The organism is Pseudomonas sp. A-R-19, assembly GCF_019956575.1.
Lineage (GTDB): Bacteria > Pseudomonadota > Gammaproteobacteria > Pseudomonadales > Pseudomonadaceae > Aquipseudomonas.
In genome coordinates, this window is record NZ_JAHBDR010000104.1 from 1 (window position 1) to 17799 (window position 17799).

The 17799-nt window shown below is 63.0% G+C and carries 17 protein-coding genes; 14 read left to right on the top strand and 3 right to left on the bottom strand.

From position 1 onward, the window contains the following. Positions 1 to 167: 167 nt before the first annotated feature. The 5 genes from glcD to yghX all read left to right on the top strand — a co-directional run bounded on the left by glcD (position 168) and on the right by yghX (position 5440). Positions 168 to 1667 carry a glycolate oxidase subunit GlcD gene (gene glcD, locus KGA88_RS27920; RefSeq protein WP_110660572.1) on the top strand — a complete coding sequence of 500 codons (1500 nt, stop codon included), beginning with the start codon at positions 168 to 170 and terminating at the stop codon, positions 1665 to 1667. Next, complete coding sequence (gene glcE, locus KGA88_RS27925; protein WP_223595760.1) at positions 1667 to 2731, top strand: glycolate oxidase subunit GlcE; 1065 nt, start codon at positions 1667 to 1669, stop codon at positions 2729 to 2731. The genes glcD and glcE overlap by 1 nt, the downstream gene beginning before the upstream one ends. A gap of 3 nt (positions 2732 to 2734) precedes the next feature. Further along, positions 2735 to 3952, top strand: coding sequence for a glycolate oxidase subunit GlcF (gene glcF / locus KGA88_RS27930; RefSeq protein ID WP_223595762.1), 1218 nt, complete (start codon positions 2735 to 2737; stop codon positions 3950 to 3952). Between the two features lie 19 nt (positions 3953 to 3971). After that, on the top strand, positions 3972 to 4373 hold the full coding sequence (locus KGA88_RS27935) for a heme-binding protein (protein ID WP_223595764.1): 402 nt from the start codon (positions 3972 to 3974) through the stop codon (positions 4371 to 4373). A gap of 179 nt (positions 4374 to 4552) precedes the next feature. Beyond that, the gene (yghX, locus tag KGA88_RS27940) at positions 4553 to 5440 is read left to right on the top strand and encodes a YghX family hydrolase (RefSeq protein WP_223595766.1); all 888 of its coding nucleotides are present in this window, start codon (positions 4553 to 4555) and stop codon (positions 5438 to 5440) included. 146 nt (positions 5441 to 5586) lie between these two features. Here the strand turns inward: yghX and KGA88_RS27945 are convergent, their stop codons facing one another. Then, a complete protein-coding gene (locus tag KGA88_RS27945; RefSeq protein WP_223595768.1) occupies positions 5587 to 6240 on the bottom strand; it encodes a peroxiredoxin in 654 nt (217 codons plus the stop codon). A gap of 123 nt (positions 6241 to 6363) precedes the next feature. Beyond that, positions 6364 to 7308 carry an aldo/keto reductase gene (locus KGA88_RS27950; RefSeq protein WP_223595770.1) on the bottom strand — a complete coding sequence of 315 codons (945 nt, stop codon included), beginning with the start codon at positions 7306 to 7308 and terminating at the stop codon, positions 6364 to 6366. Positions 7309 to 7433: 125 nt separating this feature from the next. On the opposite strand from KGA88_RS27950, the gene KGA88_RS27955 reads away from it, so the two are divergent. From KGA88_RS27955 to KGA88_RS27965, 3 genes are all read left to right on the top strand, one after another. After that, positions 7434 to 8222: an alpha/beta hydrolase gene (locus tag KGA88_RS27955; RefSeq protein WP_110663247.1), complete on the top strand. Its 789-nt coding sequence runs from the start codon at positions 7434 to 7436 to the stop codon at positions 8220 to 8222. Between the two features lie 264 nt (positions 8223 to 8486). Then, positions 8487 to 9116, top strand: a complete 630-nt coding sequence (locus tag KGA88_RS27960; protein ID WP_223595772.1) for a hypothetical protein — start codon at positions 8487 to 8489, stop codon at positions 9114 to 9116. A 19-nt stretch (positions 9117 to 9135) separates the two neighbouring features. Beyond that, a complete protein-coding gene (locus KGA88_RS27965; RefSeq protein WP_223595774.1) occupies positions 9136 to 9774 on the top strand; it encodes a helix-turn-helix transcriptional regulator in 639 nt (212 codons plus the stop codon). Between the two features lie 2 nt (positions 9775 to 9776). Here KGA88_RS27965 and KGA88_RS27970 read toward each other — a convergent pair whose 3' ends face one another. After that, positions 9777 to 10664, bottom strand: coding sequence for a LysR family transcriptional regulator (locus tag KGA88_RS27970; protein ID WP_223595776.1), 888 nt, complete (start codon positions 10662 to 10664; stop codon positions 9777 to 9779). 91 nt (positions 10665 to 10755) lie between these two features. On the opposite strand from KGA88_RS27970, the gene KGA88_RS27975 reads away from it, so the two are divergent. The 6 genes from KGA88_RS27975 to KGA88_RS28000 all read left to right on the top strand — a co-directional run bounded on the left by KGA88_RS27975 (position 10756) and on the right by KGA88_RS28000 (position 17725). Beyond that, positions 10756 to 12198 carry an aldehyde dehydrogenase family protein gene (locus KGA88_RS27975; RefSeq protein WP_223595778.1) on the top strand — a complete coding sequence of 481 codons (1443 nt, stop codon included), beginning with the start codon at positions 10756 to 10758 and terminating at the stop codon, positions 12196 to 12198. A gap of 13 nt (positions 12199 to 12211) precedes the next feature. Next, entirely contained in the window at positions 12212 to 13198 is a 987-nt protein-coding gene (locus tag KGA88_RS27980) for a dipeptidase (protein ID WP_223595780.1), read from the top strand. Between the two features lie 106 nt (positions 13199 to 13304). Further along, complete coding sequence (locus KGA88_RS27985; RefSeq protein ID WP_223595782.1) at positions 13305 to 14858, top strand: BCCT family transporter; 1554 nt, start codon at positions 13305 to 13307, stop codon at positions 14856 to 14858. A gap of 23 nt (positions 14859 to 14881) precedes the next feature. Continuing rightward, positions 14882 to 16597 (top strand): hypothetical protein, encoded by a 1716-nt coding sequence (locus tag KGA88_RS27990; RefSeq protein WP_223595785.1) that lies wholly within the window; start codon positions 14882 to 14884, stop codon positions 16595 to 16597. Position 16598: 1 nt separating this feature from the next. Further along, positions 16599 to 17321 carry a DUF3726 domain-containing protein gene (locus KGA88_RS27995; protein WP_110660953.1) on the top strand — a complete coding sequence of 241 codons (723 nt, stop codon included), beginning with the start codon at positions 16599 to 16601 and terminating at the stop codon, positions 17319 to 17321. Between the two features lie 29 nt (positions 17322 to 17350). After that, on the top strand, positions 17351 to 17725 hold the full coding sequence (locus tag KGA88_RS28000; protein ID WP_223595787.1) for a RidA family protein: 375 nt from the start codon (positions 17351 to 17353) through the stop codon (positions 17723 to 17725). Positions 17726 to 17799 lie beyond the last annotated feature (74 nt).

Genomic DNA, 17799 nt, shown 5'->3' on the forward strand with positions numbered 1-17799 from the left:
GCTCGCGAAGAGGGTGGGTCAGTCGAAGACATTGCCGTCTGACACTCCCTCTTCGCGAGCAAGCCCGCTCCCACAGGGTCCGTCGTGCAGACAAACATCCCAATGGACAGTCGGCTGTATCAGGCCAATGATGAAGGTCAGTGGCCTCCTGCGAGAGTCATGAACCCATGAACATTCTCTACGATGAGCGCGTTGACGGCGCCTTGCCCGACGTCGACAAACAGGCGCTCCTGCACGCCCTGCAAACCCGCTTGCCGGCTCTGGAAATCCTGCATCAGCAGGAGGAGCTCAAGCCCTACGAATGCGATGGGCTGTCGGCCTATCGCACCACCCCGCTGCTGGTGGTGCTGCCCCGGCACATCGACGAGGTGCAAGGGGTGCTGCGCGTCTGCCATGAACGGCAGGTCGCCGTGGTGGCCCGTGGCGCCGGTACCGGTTTGTCCGGTGGAGCGCTGCCCCTGGAGAAAGGCGTGCTGCTAGTGATGGCGCGCTTCAACAACATCCTGCACATCGATCCCGCCGCCCGTACCGCACGGGTTCAGCCCGGCGTGCGCAATCTGGCGATTTCCCAGGCGGCGGCCCCCTTCGGCCTGTATTACGCGCCGGATCCGTCCTCGCAAATCGCCTGCTCGATTGGCGGCAATGTCGCGGAAAATGCCGGTGGCGTGCACTGCCTGAAATACGGCCTGACCGTGCACAACATACTCAAGGTCGACATCCTTACCGTGGACGGTGAGCAGTTGAGCCTGGGCTCCAACGCCCTCGACTCCCCCGGCTTCGACCTGTTGGCACTGTTCACCGGCTCCGAAGGCCTGCTCGGGGTGATCACCGAGGTCACGGTCAAGCTGCTGCCCAAACCGCAGACCGCCAAGGTGCTGCTGGCGGCGTTCGACTCCGTGGAAAAAGCCGGGCGCGCGGTCGGTGACATCATCGCCGCCGGCATCATCCCCGGTGGCCTGGAAATGATGGACAACCTGGCCATCCGCGCCGCCGAGGACTTCATCCACGCCGGTTATCCGGTGGATGCCCAGGCCATCCTGCTGTGCGAGCTCGATGGCGTTGAAGCCGATGTCGCCGATGACTGCGAGCGGGTGCGCCAGGTACTGCAACAGGCCGGCGCAACCGAGGTGCGCCAGGCCAAAGACGAAGCCGAGCGCGTGCGTTTCTGGGCCGGGCGCAAGAATGCCTTCCCGGCGGTCGGCCGCCTCTCGCCGGACTATTACTGCATGGACGGCACCATCCCCCGTCGCGAACTGCCCGGTGTGCTGCATGCCATCGCCGAACTGTCGAACGAGTACGGCCTGCGGGTGGCTAACGTGTTCCATGCCGGGGACGGCAACATGCATCCGTTGATCCTGTTCGATGCCAATCAACCCGGTGAACTGGATCGAGCCGAAGCCCTGGGCGGCAAGATCCTGGAGTTGTGCGTGAAAGTCGGCGGCAGCATCACCGGTGAACACGGCGTGGGCCGCGAGAAGATCAATCAGATGTGCGCGCAGTTCAACAGCGATGAGCTGACCCTGTTCCATGCCATCAAGGCCGCCTTCGACCCAAGCGGCCTGCTCAACCCCGGCAAGAACATTCCGACCCTGCACCGCTGCGCCGAATTCGGTGCCATGCACGTGCATGGCGGGCAACTGCCCTTCCCCGAGCTGGAGCGTTTCTGATGCACGGCCCTGAAGATTTCGACGACAGCCCGTCACTGCTGGAGCAGGTCAATCAGGCGCTGGAAAACGCCACGCCGTTGCGCATCCAGGGTTCCAACAGCAAAGGCTTCCTGGGGCGCACCACCGCCGGGGAAATTCTCGACACCCGCTCGCACCGGGGCATCGTCAGTTACGACCCGACAGAGCTGGTGATCACCGCCCGTTGCGGCACGCCGTTGTCGGAGCTGGCGCAAGTGCTGGATGCCGCGCAACAGATGCTGCCCTGCGAACCGCCGTCCTTCGGCGACGGCGCTACTGTCGGCGGCATGATCGCCTGCGGGTTGTCCGGGCCACGGCGCCCGTGGTCCGGCTCGGTGCGGGATTTCGTCCTCGGCACGCGGGTGATCACAGGGCATGGCAAGCTGTTGCGCTTCGGTGGCGAAGTGATGAAGAACGTCGCCGGCTACGACCTGTCGCGCCTGATGGCCGGCAGTCATGGCAGCCTCGGGCTGCTCACCGAAGTCTCGCTCAAAGTGCTGCCCAAACCCCGGCAGTGCCTGAGCATCAGCCTGGAAATGAACACCGAACGGGCCTTGCTGCGCCTGGCGGAATGGGGCCAGCAACCGCTGCCGATCAGCGCCGCCTGTCACGACGGCACACGCCTGCACCTGCGGCTCGAGGGCGGTGAGGGTTCGGTGGCGGCGGCCCATGAGCGCCTCGGCGGCGAACGGCTGGACGCTGCCTTCTGGGACGATCTCAACGAACAGCGCCTGAGTTACTTCGATGAAGACCAGCCGCTGTGGCGCCTGTCCCTGCCGCACAACACGCCACGCCTGTCGCTGCCGGGTCGCCAGTTGCTCGACTGGGGCGGCGCCCAGCGCTGGCTGAAGTCCGATGCCGAAGCGGCGTTCATCCGCCAGGTGGTCGACGAGGTCGGCGGTCATGTCACCTGCTTCAGCCACGGCCTGACCGACAGCCCCTTCCATCCGCTGCCGCCGGCGCTGATGCGTTATCACCGCAACCTCAAACAACAACTCGATCCACGGGGCATCTTCAACCCCGGACGCCTGTACGCGGAGCTTTGAACCATGCAGACGACCTTGAGTGAACGCGCCAGCCATCTGCCCCGTGCCGCAGAAGCCGAAAGCATCCTGCGCACCTGCGTGCACTGCGGCTTCTGCAATGCCACGTGTCCGACCTATCAATTGCTCGGCGATGAACTGGACGGACCGCGAGGCCGCATCTACCTGATCAAGCAAGTGCTGGAAGGCAACGACGTCACGCAAAAGACCCAGCAACACCTGGACCGCTGCCTGTCGTGCCGCAACTGCGAAACCACCTGCCCGTCGGGCGTCGATTATCACAACCTGCTGGACATCGGCCGGGCGGTGGTCGATGCGGCGGTGCCGCGCCCGCTCGGTCAACGCCTGTTGCGCGAAGGGTTGCGCCAGACCGTGCCGCATCCCGATCTGTTCAAGAGCCTGGTCAATGGCGGTCAGGTGTTCCGCGCCCTGCTGCCCGGCCTCCTGCAAAGCAAGTTGCCGCGCAGTGTCTACCCGGCCAAGCCGCGGCCCATGACCCACCGTGAGCGCCAGGTGCTGATGCTCGAAGGTTGCGTGCAGCCCGGCCTGTCACCCAACACCAATGCCGCCGCGGCGCGGGTGCTGGACCGGTTGGGGATCAGCGTCATCGCGACCCGCGAAGCCGGTTGCTGTGGTGCCGTGGATTACCACCTGGATGCCCAGGCCGCCGGTCTCGATCGCGCCCGGCGCAACATCGACGCGTGGTGGCCGGGCATCGAAAAAGGCGCCGAGGCGATTGTGCAGACCGCCAGCGGTTGCGGCGCCTTTATCAAGGACTACGGCCATCTGCTCGCCAGCGACCCGGCCTATGCAGCCAAGGCGAAAAAGGTCAGCGAACTGGCCCGGGACCTGGTGGAGGTGTTGCGCGACGAACCCCTGGAAAAACTTGGCATCCACGCCTCCCAGCGCCTGGCCTTCCATTGCCCCTGCACCTTGCAGCACGGGCAGAAACTCGGCGGAGCCGTGGAAGCGCTGCTGAGCGAACTCGGTTTCAACCTCACGCCCGTTCCCGATGGGCACCTGTGCTGCGGCTCGGCGGGCACCTATTCGCTGACCCAGCCCGAATTGTCGCGACAACTGCGCGACAACAAGCTCAACGCCCTGGAAAGCGGCCATCCCGAGGTGATTGTCACGGCCAACATTGGCTGCCAGTCGCACCTCGACGGCGCGGGCCGAACCCCGGTGCGGCACTGGATCGAACTGGTCGAAGCCGCCCTGCCTTAAGCGAATCCTGGAGATGCCCATGAACAGCAAAGCCGTCCTGAGCCAGGCCGAAGTCGGCCAGATCATCAAAGCCGCCCGCGCCGAAGCACAGGCCAACCAATGGGCCGTGACCATAGTGGTGGTCGATGACGGCGGCCACCCGCTGGCCCTCGAACGCCTCGACGGCTGCGCGCCGAGCAGCGCGTACATCGCCACCGAAAAGGCCCGCACCTCAGCCCTCGGGCGACGCGAATCGAAAAGTTATGAGGACATGGTCAACAGTGGGCGCTACGCTTTCCTGTCAGCACCGGTGCTGACTTCGCTTGAGGGTGGCGTGCCGATTGTTTTCGATGGGCAGGTGATTGGTGCTGTCGGGGTGTCGGGCGTCAAGCCCGAACAGGATGCGCAGGTGGCGAAGGCCGGGGCGCAGTGCCTGGAATGAGGTGTCGGCTTCACCCTTTTCCCCTGTGGATGGGCTTGTGGCGAGGGGGCTTGCCCCCGTTGGGTCGCGAAGCGGCCCCCGAAAAATGGGACTGCTGCGCAGTCCAACGGGGGCAAGCCCCCTCGCCACAGGCCCGCTCCCACAGGGGCCGCGTTCAACCAGCCGAGAGGAACTCTGCGATGCCCCGTCTAACCGCAAAAGACTTCGCCCCCGAACTGCTGGAACTCTACGACTACTACGCCCACGGCAAGATCAACCGCCGGGAGTTTCTCGACCGTGCGGCGTTGTTCACCTTCGGCGGCTTGACCGCTGGCGCCCTGCTCGCCGCGCTAAGCCCCAACTATGCGCTGGCCGAGCAGGTCGAGTTCACCGATCCGGACATCCTTGCCGAATACGTCACCTACCCGTCGCCCAAGGGCCACGGCCAGGTTCGCGGTTACCTGGTGCGCCCGGCCAAGACCGCCGGCAAAGTACCGGCGGTGGTGGTCGTGCACGAGAACCGTGGGCTCAATCCGTACATCGAAGACGTGGCCCGGCGAGTGGCCAAGGCCGGGTTCATCGCCCTCGCCCCGGATGGCCTGACGTCGGTCGGCGGTTATCCCGGCAATGACGACAAGGGTCGCGAGCTTCAAGCCACGGTCGATCCGGAAAAGCTGATGAACGACTTTTTCGCCGCCGTCGAGTGGATGATGAAACACCCGGCCGCTACGGGAAAAGTCGGCATCACCGGGTTCTGCTACGGCGGTGGCGTGACCAACGCGGCGGCCGTGGCTTTTCCGGAATTGGGTGCCGCCGTGTCGTTCTATGGCCGTCAGCCGACGGCGGAGGAAGTGCCCCGGATCAAGGCCCCGGTGATGCTGCACTACGGCGAACTGGATACGCGGATCAACGAAGGCTGGCCCGCCTATGAGAAAGCGTTGAAGGCCGGGGGCAAGACCTATGAGGCCTACATTTACCCGGGCTGCAATCATGGTTTTCACAATGACTCGACACCGCGTTATGACGAGGCGGCGGCGAAGCTGGCGTGGGAGCGGACGGTGGGGTGGTTTAAGAAGTATCTGGTTTGACCGGGAGTTCTTGGTCTGCGGGGCCGGCCTCTTCGCGAGCAAGCCCGCTCCCACATTGGATCTCTGTCGTACACAGATTTTGTGTTCACTGGAGATCCCCTGTGGGAGCGGGCTTGCTCGCGAAGGCGATCTTAAGGCCGCAGCAGTTACTTCGGCTGAGCCACCGTCCGCAGATACGGCTTCAATGTCTTGAAGCCCTCCGGGTATTTCTTCTTCGCATCTTCGTCAGACACTGAAGTCGGGATGATCACATCCTCACCCGGCCGCCAGTTCACCGGCGTGGCAACGGTGTGCTTGGCATTCAGTTGCAGGGAATCGAGCAGGCGCAGCACTTCATCGAAATTACGCCCGGCGCTCATCGGGTAGATCAGCATGGCCTTGACCTTCTTGTCCGGGCCGACGATGAATACCGAACGCACCGTGGCGTTGTCCACTGCCGTACGCGCGCCGCCGCTGGCATTGGGGTGGATCATGTCGTAGAGCTTGGCCACCACCAGGTTCTCGTCGCCGATCAGCGGATAGTTGACCGCGCAGCCCTGGGTCTCGGCAATGTCACCGACCCAGCGGTTATGGTCACTGACCGGGTCGACGCTGAGGCCGAGGACCTTGGTGTTGCGCTTGTCGAATTCCGGCTTGAGTTTGGCCAGGTAACCCAGTTCGGTGGTGCACACCGGGGTGAAATCCTTGGGATGGGAAAACAGGATAGCCCAGCCATCGCCGACCCATTGGTGAAAATTGAGCGTGCCTTCGGTGGTTTCAGCGGTGAAATCCGGTGCTTCGTCGCCAATGCGGATAGCCATGTTCGATCTCCTTGCAGTGATGGACAGGGACGCCGTCAGGGCACCGAATGCGCTTTCAACGGCATGGACGCGAGACAGTATAGGAGAGGTTGCGGGACTCGCCGGACCGCATCGGGTGCGTCGTTAGCCGACCAGCGCGATCAGTTGCTGACGCTGGGCGTCGGTCAATGTCGGGCCGAATCCGGCCCTGGCATTTTCCGCCATGTAGCGCGGGTTGCCGGTGCCCGGAATCACGCAGGTCACCGCCGAATGCGACAGCAGGAACTTCAGCGCCAGTTGCGGCCAGCTCTTGACCCCGACTTGCGCCGCCCAGCCTGGCAGCGGTTTGTCTTTCAGTTTGGCCAGCAAGCCGCCACCGCCAAACGGTCGATTGCAGATCACCGCCACGCCCCGTTCGCGGCACAACGGCAGCAGGCGTTTCTCGACGCCGCGATCATCCAGCGCGTAGTTGATCTGCAAGAAATCCACTGGCTCGGCCTTGAGTACCGCTTCCACTTCTTCATAGGCCGATGGGGTGTAATGGGTGATGCCGATGTAGCGGATGCGCCCTGCTTCCTTCCAGTGGCGCAGGGTCGGCAGGTGCGTCTGCCAGTCCAGCAGGTTGTGGATCTGCATCAGGTCGATAATGTCGGTCTGCAACAGGGCGAAGGATTGCTCCATCTGCGCAATGCCTTCTTCGCGGCCCCGGGTCCACACCTTGGTGGCCAGGAACGCCGGCGAACGTGGCTCATGGATCGACAGCAGTTCGCCGATGGTCTGTTCGGCGCGACCATACATCGGCGAGCTGTCGATCAACGTGCCGCCCTTGTCGAACAACGCATCCAGTACCGTGGGCAGGTCCTTGTAGGTCGGTTGCGAAGGCTCGACGTCGAATCCGCGATAAGTGCCCAAGCCTACGATCGGCAAGGGCTCGTTACTGGAAGGAATGGCGCGAGTCTGCATGGTCTTGCCTCCTGTTCCCGTCGGCGGCGCGGGTTGTGCCCCCACCGGACCGAACGTGAAGACCGCCGAAGCACCGGCAGCCAGCGTGAGTATTTCTCTACGGGTGTAACCCTCAGGATGGCTCATAAAACGCTTCTCACCAGTCGTTCGGGTTCGGTCCGTTGCGTCGACCGTCCGGACAACCCGCGCCAAAGGTCGATTGACTACACTCAGAAAGCCTTGCGCCAGCCACTTTCAAACCCCGAGCGTTCATGCCGCCCACTAACGTTAGTCGAATGTCACGCACCCTGGTGTTGCTCGTCGTCATCGTCGCTGCGCTGTACCTGGCGCTGTGCGTCGCGCTGTTCGTGTTTCAACGGGCGCTGATCTATTACCCGCAACCGCGCACCGTCGGGACAGCCGCAACGCTGCTGACCCTGCCGGTCGCCGACGCACAGGTGCTGGTCACTGTCCGCCCTCACGATGGCCCGAACGCGCTGGTTTATTTCGGCGGCAATGCCGAGGACGTCTCGCGCAACCTGCCCGGGTTCACCCAGGCGTTCCCTGACTACGCGCTGTATCTGCTGCATTACCGTGGCTTTGGCGGGAGTTCCGGCTCGCCATCCGAAGAGGCCATTGCCCGCGATGCCATCACGTTGTTCGACCAGGTGTATGCCACCCATCCGCATGTGGCGGTGGTCGGGCGCAGCCTGGGTTCCGGGGTTGCCGTGCGCCTTGCCAGCCAGCGGCCGGCCGCGCGGCTGGTGCTGATCACGCCCTACAACAGCCTCGAAGGGCTGGCCGCCCGTCAGTTCCGCTGGTTTCCGGTGCGCTGGTTGCTGAAGGACAAATACCCGTCCTGGCAGTACGCCGCCCGCATCACGGTGCCGACGGTATTGATTGCGGCCGGGCATGACGAAGTGATTCCGCGCTCCAGCACCGAGCGCCTGTTGAGTCACTTCACCAAAGGCGTGGCTTCGATGCAGGTCATCGAGGGAACGGGGCATAACTCGATCGGCGAAAGCCCTGAATACCTCAAGGCGCTGGGGGATGGGTTGTAACGGGATCAGCGGTCTTTGTGGCGAGGGGGCTTGCCCCCGTTGGACTACGAAGTAGTCCCCAACCCAGACGATACGGTATATCAGACAAACTTTTGCGACCGCTTCGCGGTCGAACGGGGGCAAGCCCCCTCGCCACAAAAAGCCAAATCGCTTTTGGCGACAGGCTATGGCCGTTCATCCGAGAACTCACCTGCGCCCAATAAAAACATATTTTTATGCCTATATTGATATTGTCGAATGTTTCCACTCTCTGAGGGTGCCGTCATGAATATCAAAACCCTGGCTTTGCTCCTGCTGGCATTGTGTGCACAACCGGTCTGGAGCCAGACGCCTGCCGCTTCACCCGCCGCTGCCGACAGCCCCGCGCTGACCACGCGCCTGGCCTTGCGTGACCTTTGGGTCGAGCACATTTTCTGGATCCGAAACTACGCGCTGGCCAATCAATCCGCCGACCAGAGACAAGCCAAGGTCGCCGCCGACCAGGTCGTCGACAACGCCACCAAAATCGCCAACAGCATTGCCCCGCTCTACGGCCAACCGGCGGCAGATCAATTGCTCAAGCTGCTTGCCGGTCACTGGGGCGCGGTGAAACACTACAGCGATGCCACCGTCGCCAAGGATGCGAAAGGCAAGCAGGCCGCCGTCACCGAGCTGACCAGCAATGCCAAGGCGATCGCGGCTTTCCTGGCCGGTGCCAACCCCAATCTGCCTGAAGCCACACTGGTCAACATGCTGTCGGCCCATGGCGGTCACCACATCGCCCAGATCGATGAGTTTGCCGCGCACGATTACGCTGGCGAAGCCCGTACCTGGGCGATGATGCGCACGCACATCCTGGCCCTGGCCGACGCCTTGACCGGCGCGCTGGTCAAGCAATTCCCGGACAAGTTCTGATATCGCGCGAGGGCACACCATGCTGGAAGGACTGGGCCGAACACAGCAAGACCTGCTCAATGCCCTACTGCACCATGCCGGCGGCATGAGCATTGACGAGTTGGCTGAACATCTGGCCGTCACACGTACGGCGATCCGCCAACACCTGGCGGCGCTGGAGCGTGACGACCTGGTGCTGCGCGGCGACACCCGCCCGACGGGCCGTCGCCCCGAGCAGCTGTATCGGCTCACCGCCCACGCGCGGGAGCAATTCCCTCGCCACTATCAGCTGCTGGCCAGCGTATTGATCGGTGAAGTCGCCGCCATCATCGGCCCCGAAGCCCTGGCCTCGCTGATGCGCAGCATGGGCCGAAAACTGGCCTTGGACCGTGAACAACAGGTCGTTGACGAAGCCAGGATCGTCCAGCACATGAACCAGGCGGGCTACGAAGCCGAGGTGTTTTTTCGCTCAGGCGACAGCCCGGAAATCGTTGCGCACAACTGCGTGTTCCATCGCCTGGCCGCCGAGCATCCGGTGGTCTGCGAACTGGACCTGGCCTTGATCGGCGCGCTGGGCGGCGGTGAAGTCGAACACAGCGAATGCATGGTGCGTGGCGGGCATGTCTGTCGCTTCAAGCTGCGACCGACAGAAAGCCCGGAGCCGCCGCTCGAACCCTGACGTTACAGATCGACCATCTGCATGTTCGCCTTGAGAAACCCCATCAACTCGGCCGCCGCTGGCGACAGGCTCTGCCCCTTGCGGCACAGGATGCCGATCTGGCGCTCCACCCGCGGCTCTGACAGCGGCAGGAACACCAGTTTCTCGTTGCCCTGCGGGAACGCCAGGGACGGCAGCGTGGTGATGCCGATGCCCTCTTCCAGCATCGCGATCAGCGAAATCATGTTGGAGACGAACAGCAGACTGCTGTCCAGCAACCCCGCCGCCTCCGTGCCAGCGAGCAAGCGCGACGTGCCATTGCGCACCAGCGGGTAGGCTTGCAGGCTCGACCAGTGCAATGCCTCGCCGCTCGCCACCAATGGATGATCGTGGCGGCAGACCACCCCCACCCGATCACTCAGGATCGGCACGAACTCAATGTTTTCGTCCGCTGTCCACACGCTGCTGATCGCAAAGTCCACCTGCCCCTGGACCAACAACTGCTGGACGCTGTCGGCGTTGCCGTCCTGCATGCTGATCTGCATTTTCGGGTGCTCGCTGACAAACCGTGCCAGCAGATGCGGCAGCAACCGACTGGCCACCGATGGCACCGTGGCGATGCTCACCTGACCGATTTCATGCCGTGCCAGCAAGCTGACTTCACGGGCGATACGGTCGTGATGCGCGAGCAAATCCTGGAACAGCGGCAAACAGTGTTCGCCGAAGGGTGTCAGTTCGGTCTTGCCGCCCTTTTCGAACAATGGCTGGCCGAGTTTCTGCTCCAGCTCACGCACGGCCAGGGACAGCGCCGGTTGCGTGCGATAGGCCTGCTTCGCCGCGCCGTGAAAGCTTTTCAGCTGGGCGACCAGGACGAAATAGCGCAGTTGGGTAATCTTCAGCTCAGGCAGCACGGTAAGTTTTCCTTATCATTTCATATTTATTATTAATTTTTATTTGCAGACTAATACTCTCAAGATGGGGCCAACGCAATCGGAGGTTCCCATGGCACTGCAACCCTACAAAAACTACATCGGCGGCAACTGGTGCGAAGGCCAGGGCGTCATCGCCAACCACAGCCCTTCGGATGTTCAAGACCTCATCGGCCACTACCAGCAAGCCAGCGCCGAACAGACGCTCGACGCCATCGCTGCCGCCCGCGACGCCCAGCCGTTATGGGCCGCCAGCGGCCTGGAACAGCGCCAGCAAGTGCTGATGGCCATCGGCAACGAGCTGATGGCACGCAAGGAAGAACTCGGCGAACTGCTCTCCCGGGAAGAAGGCAAACCGCTGGCAGAGGGCATCGGCGAGGTCAATCGCTCCGCGCAGTTCTTCCACTACTACGCCGCCGAAGTGCTGCGCCAGATGGGCGAGACCGCCGCCTCGGTACGCCCCGGCATCGAGATCGAAGTGCAGCGTGAACCGGTCGGTGTGGTCGGCATCATCACCCCGTGGAATTTCCCCATGGCCACCGCCGCCTGGAAGATTGCCCCGGCCCTGGCCTTCGGCAATGCCGTGGTGTTCAAACCGGCCAACCTGGTGCCGGCCAGCGCCTGGGCCCTGACCGAAATCATCAGCCGCCAGGCCCTGCCCGCCGGCACCTTCAACCTGGTCATGGGCAGCGGCGCGGTGGTCGGCGAAAGCCTGATCCAGTCCGCCGACATCGATGCGTTGACCTTCACCGGTTCCCTGCAGACCGGTCGCCGCGTCGCGGTCGCCACCGCCGGCAACCTGGTGCGTTGCCAACTGGAAATGGGCAGCAAGAACGCCCTGGTGGTGCTCGATGACGCCGACCTCGACATCGCCGTGGAATGCGCGTTGAACGGCGCCTTCTTCGGCACCGGGCAAAAGTGCACGGCTTCTTCGCGATTGATCGTCTGCGACGGCATCCATGACCGTTTCGTCGAGGCACTGGTGGCGCGCATGCGTCAGCTGAAGGTCGGCCATGCCCTCGGCCAGGGCGTACAGATCGGCCCGGTGGCCGAAGCCCGGCAACTGGAGCAGAACCTCCATTACCTGCAACTGGCCGAAGACGAAGGCGCGACCCTGGTCGAGGGCGGCGAACTGCTCAACCTGGAGCCGGCCGGGCACTACATGCGCCCCGCCCTGTTCATCAATACCCACAACAGCATGCGCATCAACCGCGAGGAAATCTTCGGGCCGATTGCCTGTGTGATCCGGGTCAACGATTACGAACAAGCCTTGTCGGTGTTGAACGATACCGAATATGGCCTCACCGCCGGGATCATCACCCAGTCGCTGCGTTATGCCAGCGACTTCAAGCGCCGGGCCCGTACCGGTTGCGTGATGGTCAACCTGCCCACCGCCGGCACCGATTACCACGTGCCGTTCGGCGGCCGCAAAGCCTCCAGCTTCGGACCACGCGAGCAAGGGCAATACGCCCGCGAGTTCTACACCGTGGTCAAGACCACCTACGTGCGACCTTGAACGGGAGATCAGCATGCACGACTTATTGATGATCGACGGCCTGCAATATTCCCACTGGAACGAAGAGATCTTTCGCCAGATGCGCGAAGGCGGCCTGAGCGCGGTGCACGCCACCATCGCCTACCACGAGAACGCCCGGGAAACCCTGTCGCGCATCGGCGAGTGGAACCGTCGATTCGAAACCTGGCCGCAGCTGATTCGCCCGGTGCGCGAGGCGTCGGACATTCGCCTGGCCCATCAGGAAGGCCGCGTGGGGATTTTCTTCGGCTTCCAGAACTGCTCGCCGATTGAAGACGACATCAGCCTGGTGGAGGTTTTCCGCCAGCTCGGTGTGCTGATCATGCAGCTCACCTACAACAACCAGAGCCTGCTGGCCAGCGGTTGCTACGAGACCGAAGACAATGGCATCAGCCGTTTCGGCCGCCAGGTGATCCGCGAGATGAACCGCGTCGGCATGCTCATCGACATGTCCCACAGCGCCGAGCGCAGCACGCTTGAAGCCATCGAGCTGTCGAGCCGGCCGGTGATCGTCTCCCACGCCAACCCGTCGAGTTTCCACGCGGCCAAGCGCAACAAATCCAACGCGGTGTTGCGCGGCATCGCCGAGTCCGGCGGCCTGCTCGGTTTCAGCACTTACCCGTTCCACCTCAAGGGTGCGTCGGGCTGCACCCTGGAAGACTTCTGCGACATGGTCGCCAGCACCGCGGAGTTGATGGGCGTCGAACACATCGGCATCGGCACCGACCTGTGCCAGCAACAACCGCTGCAAGTGCTCGAATGGATGCGCAACGGGCGCTGGAGCAAAGACAAGGATTACGGCGAAGGCTCGAAGGACAACGCCAACTGGCCGGCACCGCTGCAATGGTTCCGTGACAGCCGGGACTTCCCGGTCATCGCCCAGGGTCTGCGCGACCGAGGCTTCGCCGAGGACGAGGTACGCAACATCATGGGACTCAACTGGCTGCGCCTGCTGGAAAACGCTACGACGGCGCAAAACTGACTCTTGATCGACACCGTGAGGACAGCATGAAAAATAACAACAATAGCCTCCCGTTCATCTCCCCGACCGGCGATGCACAGCCCCAGGCGCGTATTTTGGAGGCATCATGAAAACTTCCGACACCCTGCAAGCCGACGTCCAGCCAATGGACCTTGCACCGCCGAAAAAAAACATCGACTGGCCGCTGTTCCTGATCAGTGGCGGCTTCCTTGGCGCCTTCCTGATCGCGGCACTGGTCGACATCGATGGCGTGTCGCACCTGGTGAACACGCTGTTCGCCTGGTCGACGAAGTTCTTCGGCTTGTACTGGCAGATCCTGATGCTCGCGACCTTCGCCATGAGCCTGTTCATCTGCTTCAGCAAATGCGGGCGGGTACGCCTGGGCGGCATCGACCAGCGTCCCGATACCAGCACCTTCAACTGGATCGCCGTGATCATGTGCGCCCTGCTCGCTGGCGGCGGCGCGTTCTGGGCGGCAGCGGAACCGATGATGCACTTCGCCAGCCCGCCGCCGTTGTTCGCCGGGGTGCAACCGCACACCGAAGCCGCCGCACACGTTGCGCTCGCGCAATCATTCGTGCACTGGGGCTTCCTGGCCTGGGCAGTGCTGGGCAGCCTGCTGGCCATCGTGCTGATGCATCTGCATTACGACAAAGGCCTGCCGCTGGCGCCGCGCACCCTGCTCTATCCGTTGTTCGGCGAACGTGCGCTCAAGGGACCGATCGGCACGCTGGCGGACGCCACCTCGATCATCGCCGTGGTTGCTGGCACCATCGGCCCGATCGGGTTCCTCGGCCTGCAGATCAGCAGTGCGTTGCACTCGGTATGGGGCATCCCCAACGACCTGGTGGTGCAGTCCATCACCATCGTGCTGGTCACGGTGATGTACACCATCTCCTGCCTGGTCGGGCTGGAGGGCATCCGCTTCGTCAGTGGCATCAACGTCTGGCTGATGATCGGCCTGGCGGTGTTCATGGTGCTGCTGGGGCCTACCGCCTTCATTCTCGGCGGCTTTCCCAGCGCGTTTGCCTTGCACCTGGAGCAGTTCATCCCGATGACCCTGTTCCGCGCCGATCCGAAATGGCTCGACTGGTGGACGGTGTTCTACTGGGGCTGGTTCATTGGCTACGCGCCGATGGTTGCCCTGTACGTGGCGAAGATTTCCCGTGGCCGGACCATCCGTGAAGTGATCATGACCCTGTCGATCATCGCACCGCTGGTGACCATGTTCTGGTTCACCATCGTCGGTGGCGCCGGCATCGGTATGGAATTGCAAACCCCGGGCATCATCACCGCCCACGGCGCGCAGCCCGAAGACCTGCTGCTGGGCGTGACCCAGAACCTGCCCTTGGGTGGACTGATCTCGGCGCTGTTCCTGTTCCTGAGCTTCATCTCGGTGGCCACCAACGGCGATGCGATGGCGTTCACCGTGGCGATGGCCATGTCCAGCAATGACAAGCCGAAAGCATGGCTGCGGGCCTTCTGGGCCATCGGCATGGGCCTGGCCGCCGTGGTGTTGATCACCATTGGTTCGGGCGGGGTCACGGCGCTGCAATCCTTTATCGTAATTACCGCCGTACCGGTTTCACTGCTGATCCTGCCGTCGCTCTGGGATGCACTGCGCATCGCCCGGCAGATGGCTCGCGAACAGGCAGTCTGATGATGAACAGTTCAGGAATCGCAATGATGTCGCACACCGACGCAGACACCTCTCCGACCTTGCGGCCCGCCGCCCGGGTCATGGACCTGGAGCGGCTGGGCAGTCACTTTCAGAGCCGCTTGAGTTTCGTGCGCAGCAGCATGCGGCGGATGATGAACGAGCAGTGGCGCATCCAGCGCACCTGCTTCGACCTGGACGCCGAGGGCTTTGGTACGGCGATCTACCGCATCGACACCGCCAGTGCCCATTATCACTGCGTGATTTTTTCCATGTACCTGCCACCGGAAAAGCGCAGCGACCGGGTCATTGCCGATCAGTGGGACGTCAGTTTTGTCCTGCTCGCCGGCGACGTCGACGAGCAGCAATTGGCTGACTTGCGACGCAATGTGCCGCTGCAGGAAGCCGGGCGATTCGATTCGCGAGTGTTGGTGCTGTCGCGGGCCAACCGCAGCCTGCGCAACTTCGAGCGTTTCCTCGAAGCGCTGGCCGAAGGTTGCCAGCCAGACCCTCGGCAACTGGCCGAGGTCGGCTACCTGTATCGCACCACCGCGGTGTACGGCAACGGCAAGTTCGGCATCGCCGACTTCAGTTGCCTGCAAGGCACGGCGGACTTCACGCAACCCTTCAGTGCGCAAATGTTTACCGTGTACCTGTTGCGGCATTTCAGCATCGAACAGATCGAACACATGGCCCGGGCGCGCAACCCGCAGCGGGCGGTGGGTCTGGACCCGGCCCTGCAGCGTTACCTTGGAGTCGGCAATTCCACGGGACTGGGCATGGCGCCGTTCCTGATCAACCACCCGCAACTGGTCAACCAGTGGATGTGGGCGCGGGAAACGGCGTTGGGGTTGGTGCTGGCCCAAGCAGCTGACGTGCCTCAGGCGCAGCGCTTCCAGGCATTGCTGCAACGGGCCCGTCAGCACTTGCAGCAAACCCGCACCGATGACCAACGACAAAGCGGTATCGACCAGCAGACGCTGGCCGATCTCGATCATCTGGCCGAGTGGTTCACCGGCCAGCCCGTCAACGCGGGTTTGTGGTCGCAACTACAAGCCTGGGCCGACGTGAACGTCGGCGCCGGTTGCCAGGAACTGCTGGTCAGCCTGCTGCTGGAGTTGTACCCCGAACAGGTCGATCCGCTGGCCGGGCAGATGTCGGTCAACGAGGGGTTTCGCCTGAATGCCGAGATGCCGCTGGATGAACTGAGCGACCTCATCGAGACCGAGTACCGCTGGGCGCTCGAGTACGACTTGAGCGGTGCCGAGGCCAACCACTTCTTCTGGTATCGCTCGGCGGAAAAGGAAGAGCCACGCCTCGGCGAACGGGCCATGGAGCCAGGCGCAGAGAAAGAAATGCAACTGGGGATCGCGCACAACATTCAACGTTGCCATCGCGCCCTGCTGGCCTACCGCGAGCAACACCCACGGCAATTGACCGCGCACTTTCTGCTGGCACTGCCGCAGTTCAAAGGCACTGTCTGCCGCCTGCAAGGCATGGCCCGCTGCGCCTTCGGCGAGATCCGCGCCAACCTGATGGACCGCGGCATGCTGCCGATCCACTTGCTGCGCTGCAAACTGGCGTTCTTCGGCGCTGGCAAGTTCGACCCCAAGTCCAGCCGCTGGGTGCGCATCACCTTGTTCCAGGGGGCACCGCTGGTCAGCGAGATCGGCCAGCCGTTCGCCGACGACTGGAATTTCGCCGTCATGCCTGAACTGACCAACGCTGCCGGAGCACTCTGAAATGCGCGTATCACTCAATGAAATCCAGGTGATCTGCCGCAAGGCCTTCGAAGGCATCGGTTTTGCGCCCGGTGATTGCGACGACGCCGCCGAGATGATCGCCAGGCTGCAACAGCAAGGCCTCGACGGCATCGGCGCGCTGAAAAAGGCCTTGGACTTTCTTCACGATGAAGTCGATCGCCCCATCGAAACCTGCTACGAAGACGCCACGCAACTGACCCTCGATGCCCATGGCCAAAGCGTGTTGCGCTGCGCCGCCCAGGCCATCGAACTGGGGGTGAGCAAGGCCTTGCGTGGCGGTAGTGCGCTGATCCGCATTCGTCACTGCCACAACCGCATTCTGCTGCTGGGCTACCTGGCGCGCTGTGCCGGAGAAGGCCTGAACTTTTGTGTGTATTGGCGCGATGCCCGGCAGGAACTGGTGGCCACCTTCAGCGCCGGGAACACCCACCCGGCCTTGCGCGTGTATGACCTGCCGCAACCGGCGCAGGGCGACGAGCAAAGCATCAACGTGCTGATGTCCAGGCACTTCGCGCTGCTGCCACGGCTGAGTGCCGAAGACGCGGCCCCGACGTTTGAACACAGTCAGCCAACCCCCGCGGGTGGGCTGCAGGTCAATGATGAAGTCTGGGCCCAGTTGAAGAAACTCGGTGAGCGGGTGCTGGTGGAAAGCACCGAAGAATCCCGTCGCCGTGGCGCCGGCGAAGGCAGCGACACCCGATAAAACCCTCAAATCTGCATCAGGAATCATCCATGAAACAGGCGATCAAGACCGATCTCTTTGCCTCGCGCGCGCCATTGGAATGGGCGGTTGTCGGCAACGGCACGCTGTACACCGCGCAAATCCCCATCGACCGTCAGGGCCAGGTGGTGAGCGGCGGCATCGAAGCGCAAACCCGGCAAACCCTGGACAACCTGCGCCATACCCTGCAAGCCGCCGGCAGTTCGCTGGACGCGGTCACCCAGGTGCTGATCTACGTCACCGACCGCAGTTATCTGGCAACCGTGAATGCCGTCTACGCCGAGTACTTCCAGGCGCCCTACCCCAATCGTGCTGCCATAGTCGTGGCAGGTTTGGCCCGGGAAGAAATGCTGGTGGAGTTGGTGGTGTACGCCTGCGTGGATTGATCGATTCAGGACCGCGTGCGGGTCACTGTTTCTAAACGGGCATTGGTGTACACAAAACTTGTGGGAGCGGGCTT

Coding starts and splice junctions, on each gene's coding strand:
- KGA88_RS27975 (WP_223595778.1), top strand. CDS start 10,756: ATGGCACTGCAACCCTACAAAAACTACATCGGCGGCAACTGGTGCGAA.
- KGA88_RS27980 (WP_223595780.1), top strand. CDS start 12,212: ATGCACGACTTATTGATGATCGACGGCCTGCAATATTCCCACTGGAAC.
- glcD (WP_110660572.1), top strand. CDS start 168: ATGAACATTCTCTACGATGAGCGCGTTGACGGCGCCTTGCCCGACGTC.
- KGA88_RS27945 (WP_223595768.1), bottom strand. CDS start 6,240: ATGGCTATCCGCATTGGCGACGAAGCACCGGATTTCACCGCTGAAACC.
- yghX (WP_223595766.1), top strand. CDS start 4,553: ATGCCCCGTCTAACCGCAAAAGACTTCGCCCCCGAACTGCTGGAACTC.
- KGA88_RS27960 (WP_223595772.1), top strand. CDS start 8,487: ATGAATATCAAAACCCTGGCTTTGCTCCTGCTGGCATTGTGTGCACAA.
- KGA88_RS27985 (WP_223595782.1), top strand. CDS start 13,305: ATGAAAACTTCCGACACCCTGCAAGCCGACGTCCAGCCAATGGACCTT.
- KGA88_RS27955 (WP_110663247.1), top strand. CDS start 7,434: ATGCCGCCCACTAACGTTAGTCGAATGTCACGCACCCTGGTGTTGCTC.
- glcE (WP_223595760.1), top strand. CDS start 1,667: ATGCACGGCCCTGAAGATTTCGACGACAGCCCGTCACTGCTGGAGCAG.
- glcF (WP_223595762.1), top strand. CDS start 2,735: ATGCAGACGACCTTGAGTGAACGCGCCAGCCATCTGCCCCGTGCCGCA.
- KGA88_RS27965 (WP_223595774.1), top strand. CDS start 9,136: ATGCTGGAAGGACTGGGCCGAACACAGCAAGACCTGCTCAATGCCCTA.
- KGA88_RS27990 (WP_223595785.1), top strand. CDS start 14,882: ATGATGTCGCACACCGACGCAGACACCTCTCCGACCTTGCGGCCCGCC.
- KGA88_RS27950 (WP_223595770.1), bottom strand. CDS start 7,308: ATGAGCCATCCTGAGGGTTACACCCGTAGAGAAATACTCACGCTGGCT.
- KGA88_RS28000 (WP_223595787.1), top strand. CDS start 17,351: ATGAAACAGGCGATCAAGACCGATCTCTTTGCCTCGCGCGCGCCATTG.
- KGA88_RS27935 (WP_223595764.1), top strand. CDS start 3,972: ATGAACAGCAAAGCCGTCCTGAGCCAGGCCGAAGTCGGCCAGATCATC.
- KGA88_RS27995 (WP_110660953.1), top strand. CDS start 16,599: ATGCGCGTATCACTCAATGAAATCCAGGTGATCTGCCGCAAGGCCTTC.